Origin of the sequence: Pseudomonas sp. XK-1 (assembly GCF_038069885.1) — a bacterium.
Lineage (GTDB): Bacteria > Pseudomonadota > Gammaproteobacteria > Pseudomonadales > Pseudomonadaceae > Aquipseudomonas.
The window spans coordinates 590,077-608,157 of sequence record NZ_JBBPES010000001.1 but is presented as its reverse complement, the minus strand read 5'-3'; the positions used below and the strand labels follow the sequence as shown (position 1 = coordinate 608,157).

Below are 18,081 nucleotides of genomic sequence, written 5' to 3'. Positions count from 1 at the left end.
ATGCCGGCCGCCGCGGCCCGCCCCACTTCGCGGCCTTGGCCCCGAGGCGTGACCGACCCGAGGGTTATCCGCAATGGCCCGTATGACGATGCCCGCCAGGACAAGCCTGCACGGGCTGCTGGTAGTCTGCACCGCCCTGCTGCTGGCCGCCTGCGAGGAGCAGGCCAGTGCCCCGCCGCCCATTCGTCTGGGGGTGATAGTCGATGTCTCCGGCCCCAGCGCCAGCCTCGGCCTGGCCGGGCGCAACGGCATGCAGCTGGCCGTCGAGGAAGCCAATGCCGCCGGCGGCATTCAGGGCCGGCCCGTCGAGCTGCTGTACCGCGACGACGGCTTCGACCCGCAAAGGGCCCGACAGGCGGCAGCCGAACTGATCGCGATCCCCGTCGAGGCCGCGCTCGGCCCCATGACCAGCCTGATCGCCGAGCAACTGGCTCCGCAATTTACCGAGGCCGGCATCCTGCTCATGGGCGGCACGCCACTCAGCCCGCTACTGGCCGGGCGCGACGACCAGTTTTTCCGCACCCTCAGCCACACCAACCCGGACGCCCGCGATATCGCCAACCACCTGGGCCAGTACCGCGGCCTGCAGCGGGTCAATGTGATCATCGAGCTGAGCAACAGCAGCTACACCCGCCCCTGGCTCGCCGACTTCAGCCGCTACCTGCAGGCCACCGGAGCCGAGGTCGGCCTGACCGTTGAATTCAGCCGCGATCAGCAGACCGACTTCGCCGCCCTGGCGCGCCGCGCCCTGGCAGACAGCCCCGCCGCCGTGGTGCTGATCAGCAGCGCCCTGGACACCGCCCTGCTGGCCACTCAGCTGCGCCAGCAAGCCCCGCAGTTGATTCTCGCGACCCCAGCCTGGGCTGCGGCCGACGCCCTGATCGAAATGGGCGGCCGCGCGGTCGAGGGCATGATCACCGCCCTGGCCTTCGACCTGAACGACACTTCCGCCTCCTTTTTAGCCTTCAAGCAGCGCTACCAGGCACGTTTTGCCCAGCCCATAGATACCGCCGCGCTGACCAGTTACAACGCCACCTGGGTCCTGCTCACGGCCCTGCAACAGCGCCTGCCCGGCGAACACCCCAAACAGGCGCTGCTGCGCATTCGGCGGTTCCAGGGCGTACAGCGCCTGATCTTCTTCGATGAGTTCGGCGACAGCGACAGCCTTCTCTACCCCATGGTGGTGCGCGATGGCCGCTTCAGCAGTCCTGAATAAACTGGGCGCGGCCCACCCCCTGCTGCTGACCCTGGTCAGCCGCTTTGTTCTGGTGGCCTGCATCCCGGTGCTGGCGGTCGGCCTGCTGTTTCGCCTGTATTACGAACCGCTGATGATCGAAGAGGTGGAAAACCGCCAGGGCTTCGCCGCCGAAGCCATCACCCACCAGCTGGAACGCCATTTCAGTATCGCCAACCGCGAGCTCGGGGCCCTGGCCGAACTGTTCCACGGCAACCAGACCCTGGATAACCGGCAGATCCAGACCCTGCTGGATGCCTATGCCGACAGTTCGGATTTCTACGAGGCCATCTACCTGACTGACGCAACCGGGCAGATCAATGCCATCGGCCTGCCCGCCGACCGCCGCACGCTGCGGCAGAACCTGTTCGGCCTGGATATCTCCGCCCGCGACTTCGTCCGCCAAGCGCATCTGAGCCGTCAGGGCGTCTGGTCCAACAGCTTTCTTTCCACCGTCAGCTCGCGCCTGGCGGTGGCCCTGGCGCAGCCCCTGGGCGCGCGCATCCTGGTCGGCGAAGTGGCCATCAGCCCGCTCCCCGAGCTGGTCCGCCAGCTCAGCCAGGACAGCAACCTGCAAATCCGCATGCTCGATCGCCAGCACCAGCTGATTGCCGATTCGCATAGCGCCGAGGCCGGGCAACAGCTCAACCTCGGCCACCTCCAGGTGTTGCACGACCCGTCGGTGCGCAGCTTCAGCCTCGATGGCCAGCAGCTGCTCGGCCTGGCGCGCAAGGTCAAGGGCCCAGGCTGGCAGGTACTGGTGACCCAGCCGCAGCAACAGGCCTATGCCCTGATCGAGGCCACCTGGCGGCGCATCCTCAGCGCCCTCGGCCTGGCCCTGGCCATCGCCCTGCTGATCGCCGGCAGGACCAGCTGGACCCTGGCGCGGCGTATTTCGCAGTTCACCCGGCATATCGGGGAAATCGCCAACGGTCACTATGACCTGCCCATGGAGTCCAGCCGCATTCGCGAGCTCAATACCCTGGGTGCCAGCCTGCAGCGCATGGTCGGGGCCATCCTCGAACGCGAGCAGGCGCTGCTGGACACCGCCCAGAGCCTGCGCGAAAGCGAGGAACGCCTGCTCGCCACCCTGGAATACACGCCCAACGTCGCCGTGCAGTGGTTCGATGGCAACGGCCGCATCCTGCTGTGGAACCATGCCAGCGAGCGGATCTACGAGATCCCCCGGGAAGTCGCCCTGGGCAAAACCCTCGACCAGCTGTTCCATACCCCGGCGCAGCAGGCGATGTTTCTCGCCAGCCTCGCCCAGGCGGCCAAGGGCACGCCGGTGGGCCCCTACCTGAGCGAGCTGCAGCTCAGCCCGCAGCGCAGCCTGTGTGTGCTGACCACCATCTTCAGCATCCCCGCGGCCAATGGCAGCCTGCAGTTCGTCAGCATGAACATCGACGTCACCGACCAGAAGCGTGCCGAACAAGCCTACCGGGAACTCAATGCCACCCTGGAGCAGCGCGTGACCGAGCGCACCGAGGCCCTGAGCCAGAGCAACAAGGAACTGAGCGCCGCCATGGCGACCCTGCAGCGGGCGCAGATCGACCTGGTTCAGAGCGAAAAGCTCGCCGCCCTTGGCTCCCTGGTCGCCGGCATCGCCCATGAGCTGAACACCCCGGTGGGCAACAGCCTGATGGCCGCCAGCACCCTGGAAGATCACAGCCGGGAGATCGCCGCGGCGGTCAGCGCCGGGGCGCTCAAGCGCTCGGTGCTCGACCAGTTTCTGCAGGACAACAAGACCGCCACCGACATCCTGGTGCGTAACCTGCGCCGTGCCAGCGAGCTGATCACCAGCTTCAAGCAGGTCGCGGTCGACCAGGCCAGCGCTCAGCGCCGCACCTTCCAGCTCAGCGAGGTGGTCAAGGAAATCCTTATCACCCTGGGCCCGACGCTGAAGAAGACGCCCTTCGTCATCGACAGCAATATCGACGACGAGATCGAACTGGACAGCTACCCCGGTGCCCTCGGCCAGGTGCTGGTCAACCTGATCAACAATGCCCTGACCCATGGCCTGCAGGGGCTGGAGCACGGCAAGATCGGCCTGTATGCCTTCCCCTACGAGCCGGGCTGGATCGAGTTGGCCGTGTCCGACAACGGTCACGGCATCGCCCCGGAACATCTGTCGCGGATTTTCGACCCCTTCTTCACCACCCGCCTGGGTCAGGGCGGCAGCGGCCTGGGCCTGAATATCGTGCACAACCTGGTCACCGGGGTACTCGGCGGCAAGCTGGAGGTGGCCAGCCAGCCTGGCTGGGGCGTGCGCTTCGCGATCCGTCTGCCGCTCTGCGCGCCCCGCGCCGACAGCGCCGAGCCGCCCCCCTCCAGCTCGACAGCGCCCACGCAGTAAACGGCTGGCCTACCAGTAGTTCTCCACCGCCACCTGGCCCGGCCGACGGCTCAGGCTGAGCTGCAAATCACGCTGTTTCAGCAGGGCGCGGGTGTCATTGATCATCTGCGGGTTGCCGCAAAGCATCAGGCGCGAGTGCTCGGGACTCAGCTTCAGGCCGGCGGCGCGCTCCAGTTCGCCGCTGGTCAGCAGGCTGGTGATGCGCCCGTGCAGGCAACCGGGTGCCTGCTCGCGGGTGACCAGCGGCAGGTAGACCAGCTTGTCGGCGTATTCGGCCAGGTGCGGCAGACTTTTCAGGCCGTGAATCAGCGGCTGATAGGCCAGCTCGCTGGCGGTGCGCGCGCTGTAGACCAGGACGATGCGTTCGAAGCGCTGCCACACCTCGAAGTCCTGCAGGATCGAAAGAAAGGGGGCCAGACCGGTGCCGCTGGCCAGCAGCCAGAGGTCGCGGCCATCGACGAAACGGTCGAGGGTGAGAAAGCCAAAGGCCTGTTTGTCGACCAGCAGGCTGTCGCCGGCCTTGAGGCGGCTCAGCTCACTGGTGAACTCGCCGCCCGGCACGACGATGGAGAAGAACTCGAGAAACTCGTCATGGGGGGCCGAAACCATCGAATAGGCGCGCCAGACCACACTGCCATCGGCCTTTTGCACGCCCAGGCGGGCGAACTGCCCGGCACGGAAACGAAACCCCGGATCGCGAGAACAACGCAGGCTGAACAGGCTGGGTGACCAGACCTGCACATCGCTGAGAATCTGCCGGGTGAACTTGTCTTCGCTGACGGTCATACTTCACTCCCTCTGCTGCGCCGACTATCTGCCAGGCCGTTGACCAACGTAGCGAACGCAGTGGTTTTTCAACGGCCTGTCACAGTGTCCCGCAAAGCGCCGTCCACAAACACCAGTAGTCCATATGCCTATATTCGTTACGCCCTTTGCCCAGCTCGACCTGATCCGCCAGCCCGAGCAGCAGGCCGAGCCCCTGCAAGCCTTCGATGCCGCCGACGAGTACCTGCTCAACCATCTGCATGAGCAGGGCTTACCCGCAGACGCCCGAGTGCTGGTGCTCAACGACAACTTCGGAGCCCTGGCCGCCAGCCTGGCCGGGCACGCCCAGGTCACCAGCAGCGGCGACTCGCACCTGGGCCATCTGGGCCTGCAAGCCAACCTGGCGCGCAATCACTTGCCGGCAGAGGCGGTGCGCTTCGTGCCGGCCAGCGCAACGGCCCAAGGGCCGTTCGACCGGGTGCTGATCCGCGTGCCCAAGACCCTGGCCCTGCTGGAGGAACAGCTGATCCGTCTGCACGGCCAGCTCGCGCCAGGTGCACAAGTGATTGCCGCGGCCATGGTCAAGCACCTGCCACGGGCCGCCGGCGACCTGCTGGAAAAATATATCGGCCCGGTGCAGGCCTCGCTGGCGGTGAAAAAGGCCCGCCTGTTGCTGGCCACGCCTGAAGCCAAACCCGCCGTGGTTTCGCCCTACCCCACGCGCTATCGCCTGGACAAACCGGCCATCGAGCTGCGCAACCATGCCAATGTGTTCTGTCGCGAAGACCTGGATATCGGCACCCGCGCCTTCCTGCCCCATCTGCCTAAACATCTCAGCCGCATGCGCGTGGCGGATCTCGGCTGTGGCAACGGCGTGCTCGGCATCGCCTACGCCCTGGGCAGCCCACAGGCCGAACTGTGCCTGGTGGACGAGTCCTATATGGCGGTGCAATCGGCCGCGGAAAACTGGCGCGCGGCCCTGGGCGAGCGCCCGGTAGAGATTCGCGCCGGCGATGGCCTGGCCGAACAGGCGGCGGACTCACTGGACCTGGTGCTGTGCAACCCGCCCTTCCACCAGCAGCAGGTGGTCGGCGACTTCCTCGCCTGGCGCATGTTCCAGCAGGCCCGCGCGGCGCTGGTCACCGGTGGCGAACTATGGATAGTCGGCAACCGCCACCTCGGCTACCACGCCAAGCTCAAGCGTCTGTTCCGCGGCGTCGAGCAGGTGGCGGCCACGCCGAAGTTTGTGGTGCTCAAAGCGATCAAATAAACCCGCCCCGCCGCCGATCCGTAGGGTGGGTTAGCGGCACGGAACACCTTATGCACAAGCAACAGCGCTATTCGGCTGCCGCGTAACCCACCAAGCGGCCTCACGGCGACAACCGCTGATGGGTTACGGCGCAACAAATACAGGCGCAACGCGGGACCATCACGCCATGCGCCTAACCCACCCTACGCAAACCTCACCTATCACCAGCCGATCAAGGCGTCCCCATCCCCGCCGCCTGCATAAACAGACGCAGCAGATAGGACACCGCTCCCAGGGCCAGCACGCTGCCCGTCCAGATCGCCACCAGCCAACCGAGGCGTTGCCACAGCGGCTTTTTCTCTAGTTCCTGTTGCTTGCGCATGGCGGGCATCTCAGTGGTAGCCATCTTCTTCAGTGACCTTGCCGCGAAACACGTAATAGCTCCAGGCGGTGTACATCAGGATAAAGGGGATGATGAACAGCGCCCCGACCAGGATAAAGCCCTGGCTCTGCGGCGGTGCGGCGGCTTCCCAGATGCTGATCGACGGGGGGATGATATTCGGCCACAGGCTGATGCCCAGGCCGCTGTAGCCGAGGAAGATCAGTGTCAGGGTCAGCAGGAACGGCGCATAGTTGGCATTGCGCGCCACCGCCCGCAGCAACGCCCAGGTGCACAGCAGTACCAGCAACGGCACCGGCATAAACCAGAAGATATTTGGCAGGCTGAACCAGCGCTCGGCGATTTCCGCATGAGCCAGCGGCGTCCACAGGCTGACGATGCCGGTCACGCCGAGCAGCACGAACACCAGCGGTCGCGCCATATCGTGCATCTGCTGCTGCAGACGGCCTGCGGTCTTCATGATCAGCCAGGTGCAGCCGAGCAAGGCGTAGGCGGCGATCAGCGCCAGGCCGCAGAACAGCGAGAACGGCGTCAGCCAGTCCAGCGAACCGCCGACATAGACCCGGTCGACCACCTCGAAGCCATCGATATAGGCCCCCAGCGCCACGCCCTGGAAGAAGGTCGCGGTCAGCGAGCCGCCGATAAACGCCTTGTCCCAGATATGCCGTTTGGCAGCCTTGGCCTTGAAGCGAAACTCGAACGCCACACCGCGAAAGATCAGCCCCAGCAGCATAAAGATCAGCGGCAGGTACAGCGCGCTGAGCACCACCGCATAGGCCAGCGGAAAGGCCCCGAACAGCGCCGCGCCGCCGAGTACCAGCCAGGTTTCGTTGCCGTCCCAGACCGGGGCGACAGTGTTCATCATCACATCGCGTTCGCCTTCGCTTTTGACGAAGGGGAAGAGGATGCCGATGCCCAGGTCAAAGCCGTCCATGGCCACATACATCATCACCCCGAAGGCGATGATCACGGCCCAGATCAGCGAGAGATCAATACCCATGTTCAATTCCTCCCTGCCGGCAGATCAGTCTCGCCGTCGTCGAGATCTTCCTCGGCCGCTGACAATGGCCGCGATGGTGTGCGTTTCTGGCCTGGGCCACCCTCGGCAACTTCCTTGCCTTCACCGGTGATCGGGCCTTTGCGCACCAGGCGCATCATGTAACCGATACCGACGCCGAACAGGGCGAAATACACCACCACGAACAGGATCAGGGTCAGGCTCATCTGCGCGAAACTGTGCCCGGAGGAGGCATCGGCGGTGCGCATCAGGCCCTGGATGACCCATGGCTGACGGCCGATCTCGGTGGTGTACCAGCCAGCGAGGATGGCGATGATGCCCGAAGGCCCCATCCACACCGCCAGATGCAGAAACGCCCGCGACTGGAACAGCCGGCCGCGCGCGCGCAGCCACAGGCCCCAGAGGCCGGTGAGGATCATCAGCATGCCGATCCCGACCATGACCCTGAAGGTCCAGAACACCACGGTCGAATTGGGCCGGTCTTCCTTGGCGAACTCTTTCAGCGCCGGCACCTGCTTATCCAGGCTGTGGGTCAGGATCAGGCTGCCGAGCGCCGGAATCTCCAGCTTGAAGCGGGTTTCTTCGGCGTCCATGTCCGGCCAGCCGAACAGGATCAGCGGGGTCGGCTCGTCGCCATGGTTTTCCCAGTGGCCCTCGATGGCGGCGATCTTCGCCGGCTGGTACTTGAGGGTATTCAAACCGTGGAAGTCGCCGATCATGGCCTGGATCGGTGCCACCAGCAGTGCCATCCACATGGCCATCGACAGCATCTTGCGCAGCGCCGGGTTGTCGCGGCCGCGCAACAGGTGCCAGGCCGCCGACGCGCCGACGAAGAAGGCGGTGGCGAGGAATGCCGCCGTGGCCATATGGGCCAGGCGATAAGGGAACGAAGGGTTGAACACCACGGCGAACCAGTCCACCGGGATCACCCGCCCGTCGATGATCTCGAAGCCCTGGGGGGTGTGCATCCAGCTGTTGGAGGCGAGAATCCAGAAGGTCGAGATCAGCGTGCCGATCGCCACCATCAGCGTGGAGAAGAAGTGCAGGCCGGGTCCGACACGGTGCCAGCCGAACAGCATGACCCCGAGAAAGCCCGCCTCGAGGAAGAAGGCGGTGAGCACCTCATAGGTCAGCAGTGGCCCGGTGACCGCCCCGGCAAAATCCGAGAAGGCGCTCCAGTTGGTGCCGAACTGGTAGGCCATGACCAGACCCGAGACCACGCCCATGCCGAAGTTGACCGCGAAGATTTTCGCCCAGAAGTGATACAGGTCGCGGTACACCATCTCGCCGGTCTTCAGCCACAGGCCTTCGAGCACGGCCAGGTAGCTGGCCAGGCCGATGGTGATGGCCGGGAAGATGATATGGAAGGAAATGGTGAAGGCGAACTGGACTCGAGCCAGGTCGAGCGCCTCTATGCCGAACATGGGGCATCCTCATCAGGTTATTCGGGGCACAGCCCTGTGCGCGCCGTTGCTAATAGGCGCACTGAAAGAAGCGATTGTTCTTGTCATGGGCAGGACAGCCAGAGGTCGGGGGCCAAGGTGGCCCACATAAAAACCCAACGCGGGCTTTGACCTGGATCAAGCATGGGTAAAAGACTACCCCCTCACCCGGGCCTTGCCGCTGTGGTTATTTGTCGCGCACAGCTGAGATCAACCTGCGGTTAAACGACCTATGTAGGGTGGGTTAGGCGCATGACCGCGGGGCTATCTGCTGCTGCGTGGTCAGTTGCGCCGTAACCCACCATTGGCGCGATACGATCCAGTTTCATGGCGAGGTGCTTGGTGGGTTCGCGCCACTCAGAGAACCGACATATCAGGCTTGGAGCGGCAGTCATGCTAGGCTGGCGCACCTTTAATTAGCTCCCTATACATTCCCCATGTCAGTCCACGGCAAGTTGCTTCTGCGCCACCAGCGTCCCTTTATCGCCTTCTGGTGCGCGCGGGTGCTGACCGCCAGCGGCTTCCAGATGCTCGCCGTGGCCATCGGCTGGCAGATGTACGCCCTGACCGGCAACGTGCTCGACCTGGGCCTGGTCGGCCTGGTGGAGTTTCTGCCGCGGGTGCTGTTTATCCTGCTGACCGGGCATGTCGCCGACCGCTTCGACCGGCGCAAGGTCGCGGCCCTGTGTCAGGCGGGCCAGGGCCTGGTCGCGCTGAGTCTGTTGCTGGCCAGCAGCCAGGGCAGTCTGACCCGGGAAATGATCTTTCTGATCGCCTTCGCCCTGGGCACTGCCCGCGCCTTCGAGATGCCCACCACCCAGGCGCTGCTGCCCAATATCGTGCCGCCGGGGCTGTTTCCCGCCGCCGTGGCCGCCTCCGCCTCGGCGATGCAGACCGCCACCATAGTCGCCCCGGCGCTCGGCGGCCTGCTCTACGCAATCGACACCGGCTGGGTCTATGGGCCGGCGCTGGTGCTCTATCTCGTGGCGCTGACCCTGATGCTGAGCCTGCCGGGGCGACAGTTGCCGCTCAAGCAGAAAGTATCCCTGACCTCGCTGCTGGCCGGCTTCCGCTTTATCCGCAGCCGCCCCGAGGTCTTCGGCGCGGTGTCGATGGACATGGTCGCGGTGCTGCTCGGCGGGGCTACGGCGCTGCTGCCGGTGTTTGCCAAGGACATCCTGCTTACCGGCCCCTGGGGCCTCGGCCTGCTGCGCTCGGCCCCGGCGGTGGGCGCACTGCTGATGTCGCTGTGGCTGGCGCGCTTTCCCATCGAGCGCCGGGTCGGCCCGGTGATGTTCAGCGCGGTGGCGATCTTCGGGGTGGCGACCATAGGCTTCGGCCTGTCCACCTCGCTATGGTTCAGCCTGGCCACCCTGGTCCTGCTGGGCGCGGCGGACATGGTCAGCATGGTGATCCGCGCGGCCTTCGTGCAACTGCAGACCCCGGACGAGATGCGCGGCCGGGTCGGCGCGGTCAACGGCCTGTTCATCGGCGCGTCCAATCAACTCGGAGACTTCCGCGCCGGGGTCAGCGCCGCCTGGTTCGGCAGCGTGCCGGCGGTGCTGATCGGCGGCGTCGGGGCCATTCTGGTCTGCGGTTTGTGGATTCGCCTGTTTCCGGCGCTGGCGCGGCGCGACCACCTGCACCCGCAAGAGCCGCACCGCGCCGACTGAGTCGCGCTCAGGGCACCAGCATGGCCTCGGCCACCTGCTTGCGGGCGGCCTTGCCGAGCAGCTGCTCGACCAGAGTCAGGGCGAACTCCAGGGCAGTGCCCGGCCCCTGGCTGGTGATGCAGTTGCCGTCGACCACCACAGGCTGATCGACAAACACGCAGCCACTCAGACGGTCGCTGAAGGCCGGGTAGCAGGTCATGCGCCGCTGTTTGAGCACGCCATAATGCTGCAGGGCCACGGCCGGGGCAGCGCAGATGGCGGCGAACAGCTTGCCGGCCTTGGCCTGCTCGCGCACGCGTTCGGCCAGCGGCTCGTGCTCAGCCAGGTGCTGGGCACCGGGCATGCCGCCGGGCAGCACGATCAGGTCAAAAGCCTGAGCCAGCACATCCACCAGCATGGTGTCGGCGGTCAGCCGGGTGCCGCGGGCGCAGGTGATCATGCGCCGGCCTTCGATGCTGGCCACCACCACCTCGATCTCGGCGCGCCGCAGCACATCGATCAAGGTCACGCACTCAAGGTCTTCGACACCGTCGGCAACACTGATAAGGGCCCGTGCGGTCATAGTGCTCTCCTTGGACTCAAAACTGTCTGTTCGGTCATGAATTCACCCCTCTCGGGTGAGCTGATATGATGCGCGCCTTTTCCCGGATCGCCAGCAAAATCCTGCACCTGCGCATGGATGTGCTTTGCTTTCTTTTTGCATAAACACGGCACCGCCGCCGTTACGGAGAGTTCCGCATGCTGGAAAGACTGTTCCAACTCAAGGCCCATAACACCACGGTGCGCACCGAGGTACTCGCCGGCCTGACCACCTTCCTGACCATGGCCTATATCCTCTTCGTCAACCCGGAGATGCTGGCCAAGACCGGCATGGACCATGGCGCGGTGTTCGTCGCCACCTGCCTGGCCGCCGCCATCGGCTCGGCCATCATGGGCCTGGTCGCCAACTACCCGATCGCCCTGGCACCGGGCATGGGCCTCAACGCCTTCTTCACCTACACCGTGGTCATGACCATGGGCCATACCTGGCAGGTGGCACTGGGCGCGGTGTTTCTCTCCGGGGTGATCTTCTTCCTGCTGTCGATCTTCAAGATCCGCGAGTGGATCATCAACAGCATCCCCATGGCCCTGCGTGCAGGCATCGCCGCCGGTATCGGCCTGTTCCTGGCGATCATCGCACTGAAGAACGCAGGGATCGTGGTCGACCACCCGGCCACCCTGGTGACCCTCGGCGACTTGAGCCAGGGCGGCACGCTGCTGGCCTGCCTGGGCTTCTTCGTCATCGCTGCCCTGGCCTACCGCAAGGTCACCGGCGCGGTGATGATCGGCATTCTGCTGGTCACCGCTCTGTCGATCCTGTTCGGCCTGTCGCAACTGACCAGCGTGGTGTCGATGCCGCCGTCGCTGCTGCCGACCCTGCTGCAACTGGACATCATCGGCGCGCTGGATATCGGCCTGATCAGCGTGATCTTCGCCTTCCTCTTCGTCGACTTGTTCGATACCTCAGGCACCCTGGTGGGCGTCGCGCAGAAGGCCGATCTGCTCGACAAGGACGGCAAGATGCCGCGCCTGGGCCGCGCACTGATGGCCGACAGCACGGCCACCATGGCCGGTGCCGCGCTGGGCACCAGCACCACCACCAGCTATATCGAATCCGCCGCCGGCATCAGCGCCGGTGGGCGCACCGGCCTGACCGCCTGCGTGGTCGCCCTGCTGTTCCTCCTCAGCCTGTTCTTCGCGCCCCTGGCCGGTGCCGTGCCGGCCTTCGCCACCGCGCCGGCGCTGCTGTTCGTCGCGGTGCTGATGATGAGCAGCCTGGCCCAGATAGACTGGGACGACCTGACCGTCGCTGCCCCCGTGGTGGTCGCCGCCCTGGCCATGCCGCTGACCTTCTCCATCGCCAACGGCATCGCCTTCGGATTTATCGCCTGGACCCTGGTCAAGCTGCTGGCCGGGCGCTGGCGCGAGCTCAACCCGGCGCTGGTGGTCTTGTCGCTGCTGTTCGTGGTCAAGCTGGGTTGGTTTGCCTGATACCGCCACCTATTTACCGTAGGAGCGGGCCATGCCCGCGACCATGGTTCGCGGGCATGGGCTAGGTGCCCCCGCCGTTCCTACAAGTGTCGTTTTCATAGAGTTCCGAGTAACCCATGAGCCGTTCCCAGTTCGATCCCGCCAGCTACGCCAGCCAACTCGCCGAAAAGAAGCAGCGCCTGATCGAGCTGCTGGCCCCCTTCGCCGCGCCTGAGCCAGAAGTATTCGAATCGCCCCGCGAGCATTACCGCCTGCGCGCCGAGTTCCGTCTGTGGCGCGAAGGCGAAGACCGTCACTACGCCATGTTCGAGGCCGGCGATAAGCACACGCCGATCTTCTTCGACGACTTCCCCATCGCCAGCGCACAGATCAACGCCCTGATGCCGCGCCTGAAAGCCGCCTGGCAGGCCTCCAAGGCCCTGGGCTTCAAGCTGTTCCAGGTCGAATTCCTCACCACCCTGAGCGGCGACGGGCTGATCACCCTGTGCTACCACCGCCCACTGGACGCCGCCTGGCAGGCCGAGGCGGAGAAGCTCGCTGCGGATCTGCAGGTGAGTATCGTCGGCCGCTCCAAGGGCAAGCGCATCGTGATCGGGCGGGATTTCGTCGAGGAAAAGCTGCAGGTGGCCGGTCGCACCTTCAGCTATCGACAGCCGGAGGGGGCCTTCACCCAGCCCAATGGCGAAGTGAACCAGAAGATGCTCGGCTGGGCCTTCGATGTGCTGGGCGAACGCCAGGACGACCTGCTGGAGCTGTATTGCGGCAACGGCAACTTCACCCTGCCGCTGGCCACCCGGGTGCGCAAGGTACTGGCCACCGAGATCAGCAAATCCTCGGTCAACGCCGCCCTGGCCAACCTCGCCGACAACGGCGTGGACAACGTCAGCCTGGTGCGCCTGTCCGCCGAGGAGCTGACCGAAGCGCTCAATGAGGTGCGGCCGTTCCGCCGCCTGGCCGGCATCGACCTGAAAAGCTATGAGTTCGGCAGCGTGTTCGTCGACCCGCCGCGCGCCGGCATGGACCCGGACACCTGCGAACTGACCCGGCGCTTCGAACGCATCCTGTATATCTCCTGCAACCCGGAGACCCTGGCCGCCAATATCGCCCAGCTGAATGACACCCACAAGGTGACGCGCTGCGCGCTGTTCGACCAGTTCCCCTACACCCACCATATGGAGTCGGGGGTGCTGCTGGAGCGGCGCTAACCTACCGCCCAAGCATGGGTAGGGCACCTAAGCACAGCAGAACTAGGCCTTGTTTAAACCGCGCAAGGCCCAGAAACACAGCCCCACCGACACCACTTCCAGCAGCAGCGCGTAAAGGTTGAAGGTCTGCTGGGCACCGCCATCCAGCCACAGGCCGCCGATACGCGCCAGGGCCAGGGCGCTGTAAACCAGCACCAGCAGGGTCAGGGCGGCGCGGATCAGGTCGTGGCGCACCAGAGACAGGCCGATAAAGGCCGCCAACCCCAGTTGCAAGCCGCCGTAATAGGCGCGTACATCGGTCGCCGCCGCCGGAGCCATCAGCAGCATGCCGCTGAGGTTGGCCATTTCATGGGGCAGAATAAAATACGTCAGGCCCAAACCCGCCAGAGCCAGCACTTGAAGCAGTAGAACCACGCGCGCAAACAGCATTGCCAGTTTCCTTTGCCATCGATTGTCAGCGCAGCATACGTCATCCGCAGCGACAACCAGCAGTTACGGCGCACCCGGCAAGCGCGCTATGCTCAAACCCGCTCTCAAGAGGATCCTTACCATGCGTCTTTCCGCCCTGCTTCTCTGTTGCTTCGCCGGCCTGACCCAGGCTGCCGAGGTGCTCAGCATCGACGTGCACCGCGACCCCAACTGCGGCTGCTGCAAGGCCTGGATCAGCCACCTGGAAGACAACGGCTTCCAGGTCAACGACCATGTCGAAAGCGACATGAGTGCGCTCAAACAACGCCTGGGCGTACCGCCGCGCCTGGCCTCCTGTCATACCGCGGTGATCGACGGCCAGTTTATCGAGGGCCATGTGCCCGCCGCGGACATCCTCAAACTGCGCCAGCGCCCGGACCTGCTCGGCGCAGCCGTACCGGGCATGCCGACCGGCTCGCCGGGCATGGAATACGGCGATGTGCGCCAGGCCTACGAGGTGATAGGCCTGGACAAGCAGGGACAGGATCAGGTGCTGAGCCAGTACCCGGGCAACTGATGCCGCGAGGCCAGAGCAATACTCGACTAGCGACACACGGACAGGGATAAACAGATGCGCTGGAAACGCGGAAGACGCAGTGACAACGTGGTGGATGCACGGGGCAAGAGCGGCGGTATGCGCGGCGGCAAGGGGCTGACCCTGGGCGGCGTTGCCATCGTGGTGATCGTTGGCCTGCTCAGCGGCCAGGACCCGATGCAGATTCTCGGCCAGCTGGCCGGCCAGGCCATGCAGGGCGGTTCGGTCAGCGCGCCGCAAAGCTCCGCGCCGGCCGCCAATGACGAGCAGTCGGAGTTCGTCCGCGCCGTACTCGGCGACACCGAAGACACCTGGCGGGAAATCTTCCAGGGAGCCAGTCGGCAGTACAAGGACCCGACCCTGGTGCTGTTCCGTGACGGGGTCAATTCCGCCTGCGGCTTCGCCAACTCGGCGGTCGGGCCGTTCTATTGCCCGGGCGATCAGCGGGTGTATATCGACCTGGCGTTCTTCCGCGAGCTGGAACAGCGCTTTGGCGCGGCGGGCGACTTTGCCCAGGCCTATGTGATTGCCCATGAGGTCGGCCACCATGTGCAGACCCTGCTCGGCGTTTCGGCCAAGGTCAATGCCGCCCGCCAGCGCGGCGAGCGGGTGGAAGGTGCCACCGGCCTGCTGGTCCGCCAGGAACTGCAGGCCGACTGCCTGGCGGGCGTATGGGCCTTCCATGGCCAGCGCCGGCACGACTGGCTGGAGCCGGGGGATATCGAAGAAGCGCTGAACGCCGCCAACGCCATCGGCGATGACCGCTTGCAGAAGCAGGCGCGCGGCCAGGTGGTGCCGGACTCCTTCACCCACGGCACCTCGGAGCAACGCGTGCGCTGGTTCAAGACCGGTTTCGCCGGCGGTGATGTCGGCCGTTGCGATACGTTCAAAGCCGCGCGGCTATAGCCTTACCGTAGGGTGGATGTCGCGCCCCCCATCCAGCACCTCGCATCCGGATGGTGGATGAAAAAGGGCCATCCACCCTACAGAATGAACACGGGCTGCCATGGATCACTGACATAAAAAATGCCGCTTACCTGATCGGGTGAGCGGCATTTTTGTCGGCAACGATCTCAGCCTATTGCGCCCAGGGCGGCGGCGGTTCTGCGCCCTGGGGCTCGTCATCGGCATTGAGCAGCGCCTGGCGACGCTCCTCATCGGCCAGTGCCGCCTTGATTTCACGCATCACCGCATCGATATCGGCCGACTCTTCCGGGTCGTCGAATTCGCCGGTCAGCGGCGTGTCTGGGGTCAGCTTGCCTTCTTCGTAGAGCGCCCACATTTCCTTGGCATATTTGGTGAACTTCAACTCCGGGGCGAACTGGCCAAAATAATCGGCCATATTGCCGACATCGCGCTCCAGCATGCTGAATGCATGGTTGTTGGCCGCCGCATCCACCGCCTGGGGCAGATCGATGATTACCGGGCCTTCGGGGCCCAGCAGCACGTTGAACTCCGACAGGTCGCCATGCACCAGCCCGGCGCAGAGCATCTTCACCACCTCGTGGATCATAAAGGCGTGGAACTCGCGGGCATCGTCCGGGTGCAGGTCGACATCGTTGAGGCGCGGAGCCACCGCGCCGTCCTCGTCGGTGACCAGTTCCATCAGCAGCACGCCTTCGAGGAAGTCATAGGGCTTGGGCACCCGCACCCCGGCACCGGCCAGGTGAAACAGGGCCGCGACCTCGGCGTTCTGCCAGGCATCTTCCTGGCCCTTGCGGCCGTACTTGGAGCCTTTGGCCATGGCCCGGGTGTCGCGGCTATTGCGCACCTTGCGGCCTTCCTGATACTGCGCGGCCTGGCGGAAGCTGCGTTTATTGGCTTCCTTGTAGACCTTGGCGCAACGCAGCTCTTCGCCACAGCGCACCACATAAACCGCGGCCTCTTTACCGCTCATCAGCGGGCGTATCACTTCGTCGACCAGACCCGCTTCGACCAGGGGCTCAATACGTTTTGGCGTCTTCATCAGCTTTAATCAGGGGTCCTGTGTTGCCCAATGCGCATCTGCCGCCCGTTATACGGCAATCTTTGTGCAGCGCCCACCCTCCTGTCGGCAAGACCCGCTTTACGGAGGACCGACCCAGGCACCTGCGGCGCGGCGGGAACCGCTCAACCACGGCACCTGGCAGCACACCAGTGGCGGCCAGGCGAAGCAAACCAATCGTTACAAGCAGATCTTCGATGCAACCAAAAGGGATTAAGTACAGTCCGATAGCTACATATCAACGGCCAGTGGCCCGAAGGCGTACAACACGTGCTGGACTTTATCCTGACCCCGCGAAGGCATCTTGGCCTTGGCCTGCAGTGATTGGGGAAAAAATCATGAAATATGCCCAATCCGGCAGCCGCACCCTGACTCAGAGGCCCGCCCTCTACCCGCACAACAGGCCGCCCGTACGCGACAACCTGGCAGCCCAGCGCCATGCCCACCTGAGCCGCTGCAATGGCATCAGCGCGCCGTGCATCGCGTCCAGCCATGTCGCTACCGCGACGCCGGCGCGCTATATCAGCCGCCTGTGCGCCCAGTTCGCCCACAAACTGCCGGTCAGCTTCGATGAGCAGCAGGGCCGCATCGAATTCACCTTTGGTCTATCCCATCTGCATGCGGACAGCACAGGCCTGTGCATCACTGCCCTGAGCCATAACCCGCGGGACCTGGAAAAGCTCAAGCAGCTGATCGCCGCCCTCTTCGAGCGTTTCGCCTGGCAGGCCGAGCTAAGCCTCGACTGGCAATAGCCCCCTACCATCTATCAGAACGCCTGCAGATGCTGACGCAGCGCCTCGATGGCATAGCGCACCTTGGCCGGTTGCGCATCGCGGCGCGGCGTGACGATATACAGGCCGATGGGCTCGGGCCGCCACTCCGGCAGCAGATTGAGCAGCTCGCCGCGGGCCAGCAGCTCGCGAATTTCCGGTTCTGGCTGCAGCGACACGCCCATGCCGGCCAGGGTGAACTGCCGGGTCGCCAGAATATTGTTGCAGGCGATCCGACTCTCCAGACGCAGGCGCTCCTCGCTGGCGGACGGCCCACGCAGCAGCAGATACTGGGCGCGCTCGGTGTTGAGGCCGATCCAGTCAAGGCCGAGCAGCTGCTGCGGTGTCGTGATCCAGCCGCAACGCGCCAGGTAGGCCGGTGCCACGCACAGCAGCATGGGCCAGTCGACCACATAGCGGGCCACCAGGCTGGAATCCTCCTGATGGCCGACACGGATGGCCAGATCGATACGTTGCTCGACCAGATCGATCTTCTCGTCGTGGAAAAACAGCCGCAGGCTCAACCCCGGATGGGCACCCAGCAGCGGTGCCAGCGCCGCGCTAAGCAACTTGCCGGGCAATCCCACCGGCGCGGCGATGCGCAATTCCCCCACCGGCGCATCGCGCAGCTCGGCCAGACGCTGTTCGGCCTGCTGGGCCAGCGCCAGCACCTGGGCGCAGCTCTGGTAGAAGGTCGCGCCCGCCTCGGTCAGGGTCAGCTTGCGCGTGGTGCGGTGCAGCAGGCTGACCTGGGTGCTCTCTTCGAGCTTGCGAATCTGCTGGCTGACCGCCGAGGCCGTCATGCCCAGCACCTCGGCCGCCGCCACCATGGAGCCGCGGTCGACCACCGTGGCGAACACCGCCATGCGCTTTAACTGCTCCATTCGTAAGCCCTGCTTAATAGTTAAAGCCTTTTTAGCCTATTTTTCCGGGCGTTATCCAGCTGCGATT

General features: G+C 64.9%; 17 protein-coding genes. 9 read left to right on the top strand and 8 right to left on the bottom strand.

The features are described 5' to 3' along the window. Positions 1-73: 73 nt before the first annotated feature. Positions 74-1,216, top strand: coding sequence for an ABC transporter substrate-binding protein (locus WMW70_RS02665; protein WP_341435964.1), 1,143 nt, complete (start codon positions 74-76; stop codon positions 1,214-1,216). Beyond that, a complete protein-coding gene (locus WMW70_RS02660) occupies positions 1,191-3,590 on the top strand; it encodes an ATP-binding protein (RefSeq protein ID WP_341435963.1) in 2,400 nt (799 codons plus the stop codon). The genes WMW70_RS02665 and WMW70_RS02660 overlap by 26 nt, the downstream gene beginning before the upstream one ends. A 9-nt stretch (positions 3,591-3,599) precedes the next feature. Here WMW70_RS02660 and WMW70_RS02655 read toward each other — a convergent pair whose 3' ends face one another. After that, positions 3,600-4,376 carry a ferredoxin--NADP reductase gene (locus tag WMW70_RS02655; protein WP_341435962.1) on the bottom strand — a complete coding sequence of 259 codons (777 nt, stop codon included), beginning with the start codon at positions 4,374-4,376 and terminating at the stop codon, positions 3,600-3,602. 124 nt (positions 4,377-4,500) lie between these two features. On the opposite strand from WMW70_RS02655, the gene WMW70_RS02650 reads away from it, so the two are divergent. Then, a complete protein-coding gene (locus tag WMW70_RS02650; RefSeq protein WP_341435961.1) occupies positions 4,501-5,625 on the top strand; it encodes a class I SAM-dependent methyltransferase in 1,125 nt (374 codons plus the stop codon). 211 nt (positions 5,626-5,836) lie between these two features. On the opposite strand, the gene WMW70_RS02645 is transcribed toward WMW70_RS02650, so the two are convergent. The 3 genes from WMW70_RS02645 to WMW70_RS02635 are packed head-to-tail and all read right to left on the bottom strand — an operon-like array spanning position 5,837 to position 8,446. Then, entirely contained in the window at positions 5,837-5,986 is a 150-nt protein-coding gene (locus tag WMW70_RS02645; RefSeq protein ID WP_341435960.1) for a DUF2474 domain-containing protein, read from the bottom strand. Positions 5,987-5,996: 10 nt separating this feature from the next. After that, complete coding sequence (gene cydB, locus WMW70_RS02640) at positions 5,997-7,004, bottom strand: cytochrome d ubiquinol oxidase subunit II (protein ID WP_341435959.1); 1,008 nt, start codon at positions 7,002-7,004, stop codon at positions 5,997-5,999. Positions 7,005-7,006: 2 nt separating this feature from the next. Beyond that, positions 7,007-8,446, bottom strand: a complete 1,440-nt coding sequence (locus tag WMW70_RS02635; protein WP_341435958.1) for a cytochrome ubiquinol oxidase subunit I — start codon at positions 8,444-8,446, stop codon at positions 7,007-7,009. Positions 8,447-8,901: 455 nt separating this feature from the next. Between WMW70_RS02635 and WMW70_RS02630 the strand changes: the two genes are divergently transcribed. Continuing rightward, positions 8,902-10,137 (top strand): MFS transporter, encoded by a 1,236-nt coding sequence (locus WMW70_RS02630; protein WP_341435957.1) that lies wholly within the window; start codon positions 8,902-8,904, stop codon positions 10,135-10,137. Between the two features lie 7 nt (positions 10,138-10,144). Here WMW70_RS02630 and WMW70_RS02625 read toward each other — a convergent pair whose 3' ends face one another. Next, the gene (locus tag WMW70_RS02625; protein ID WP_341435956.1) at positions 10,145-10,699 is read right to left on the bottom strand and encodes a DJ-1 family glyoxalase III; all 555 of its coding nucleotides are present in this window, start codon (positions 10,697-10,699) and stop codon (positions 10,145-10,147) included. A 176-nt stretch (positions 10,700-10,875) separates the two neighbouring features. Here WMW70_RS02625 and WMW70_RS02620 point away from each other — a divergent pair, with 176 nt between their 5' ends. After that, positions 10,876-12,168 carry an NCS2 family permease gene (locus WMW70_RS02620; RefSeq protein ID WP_341435955.1) on the top strand — a complete coding sequence of 431 codons (1,293 nt, stop codon included), beginning with the start codon at positions 10,876-10,878 and terminating at the stop codon, positions 12,166-12,168. 116 nt (positions 12,169-12,284) lie between these two features. After that, entirely contained in the window at positions 12,285-13,373 is a 1,089-nt protein-coding gene (gene trmA / locus WMW70_RS02615) for a tRNA (uridine(54)-C5)-methyltransferase TrmA (RefSeq protein WP_341435954.1), read from the top strand. 42 nt (positions 13,374-13,415) lie between these two features. On the opposite strand, the gene WMW70_RS02610 is transcribed toward trmA, so the two are convergent. Further along, complete coding sequence (locus WMW70_RS02610; protein ID WP_341435953.1) at positions 13,416-13,802, bottom strand: DUF4345 domain-containing protein; 387 nt, start codon at positions 13,800-13,802, stop codon at positions 13,416-13,418. Positions 13,803-13,923: 121 nt separating this feature from the next. Here WMW70_RS02610 and WMW70_RS02605 point away from each other — a divergent pair, with 121 nt between their 5' ends. Both WMW70_RS02605 and ypfJ read left to right on the top strand, forming a co-directional pair. Next, positions 13,924-14,358, top strand: a complete 435-nt coding sequence (locus tag WMW70_RS02605; RefSeq protein ID WP_341435952.1) for a DUF411 domain-containing protein — start codon at positions 13,924-13,926, stop codon at positions 14,356-14,358. A 54-nt stretch (positions 14,359-14,412) separates the two neighbouring features. Further along, the gene (gene ypfJ / locus WMW70_RS02600; RefSeq protein ID WP_341435951.1) at positions 14,413-15,282 is read left to right on the top strand and encodes a KPN_02809 family neutral zinc metallopeptidase; all 870 of its coding nucleotides are present in this window, start codon (positions 14,413-14,415) and stop codon (positions 15,280-15,282) included. Between the two features lie 172 nt (positions 15,283-15,454). On the opposite strand, the gene WMW70_RS02595 is transcribed toward ypfJ, so the two are convergent. Then, a complete protein-coding gene (locus tag WMW70_RS02595) occupies positions 15,455-16,342 on the bottom strand; it encodes a PA4780 family RIO1-like protein kinase (protein ID WP_341435950.1) in 888 nt (295 codons plus the stop codon). Positions 16,343-16,698: 356 nt separating this feature from the next. On the opposite strand from WMW70_RS02595, the gene WMW70_RS02590 reads away from it, so the two are divergent. Beyond that, positions 16,699-17,112 (top strand): DUF2218 domain-containing protein, encoded by a 414-nt coding sequence (locus WMW70_RS02590; protein WP_341435949.1) that lies wholly within the window; start codon positions 16,699-16,701, stop codon positions 17,110-17,112. Positions 17,113-17,126: 14 nt separating this feature from the next. On the opposite strand, the gene WMW70_RS02585 is transcribed toward WMW70_RS02590, so the two are convergent. Continuing rightward, positions 17,127-18,014 (bottom strand): LysR family transcriptional regulator, encoded by an 888-nt coding sequence (locus WMW70_RS02585; RefSeq protein ID WP_341435948.1) that lies wholly within the window; start codon positions 18,012-18,014, stop codon positions 17,127-17,129. Positions 18,015-18,081 lie beyond the last annotated feature (67 nt).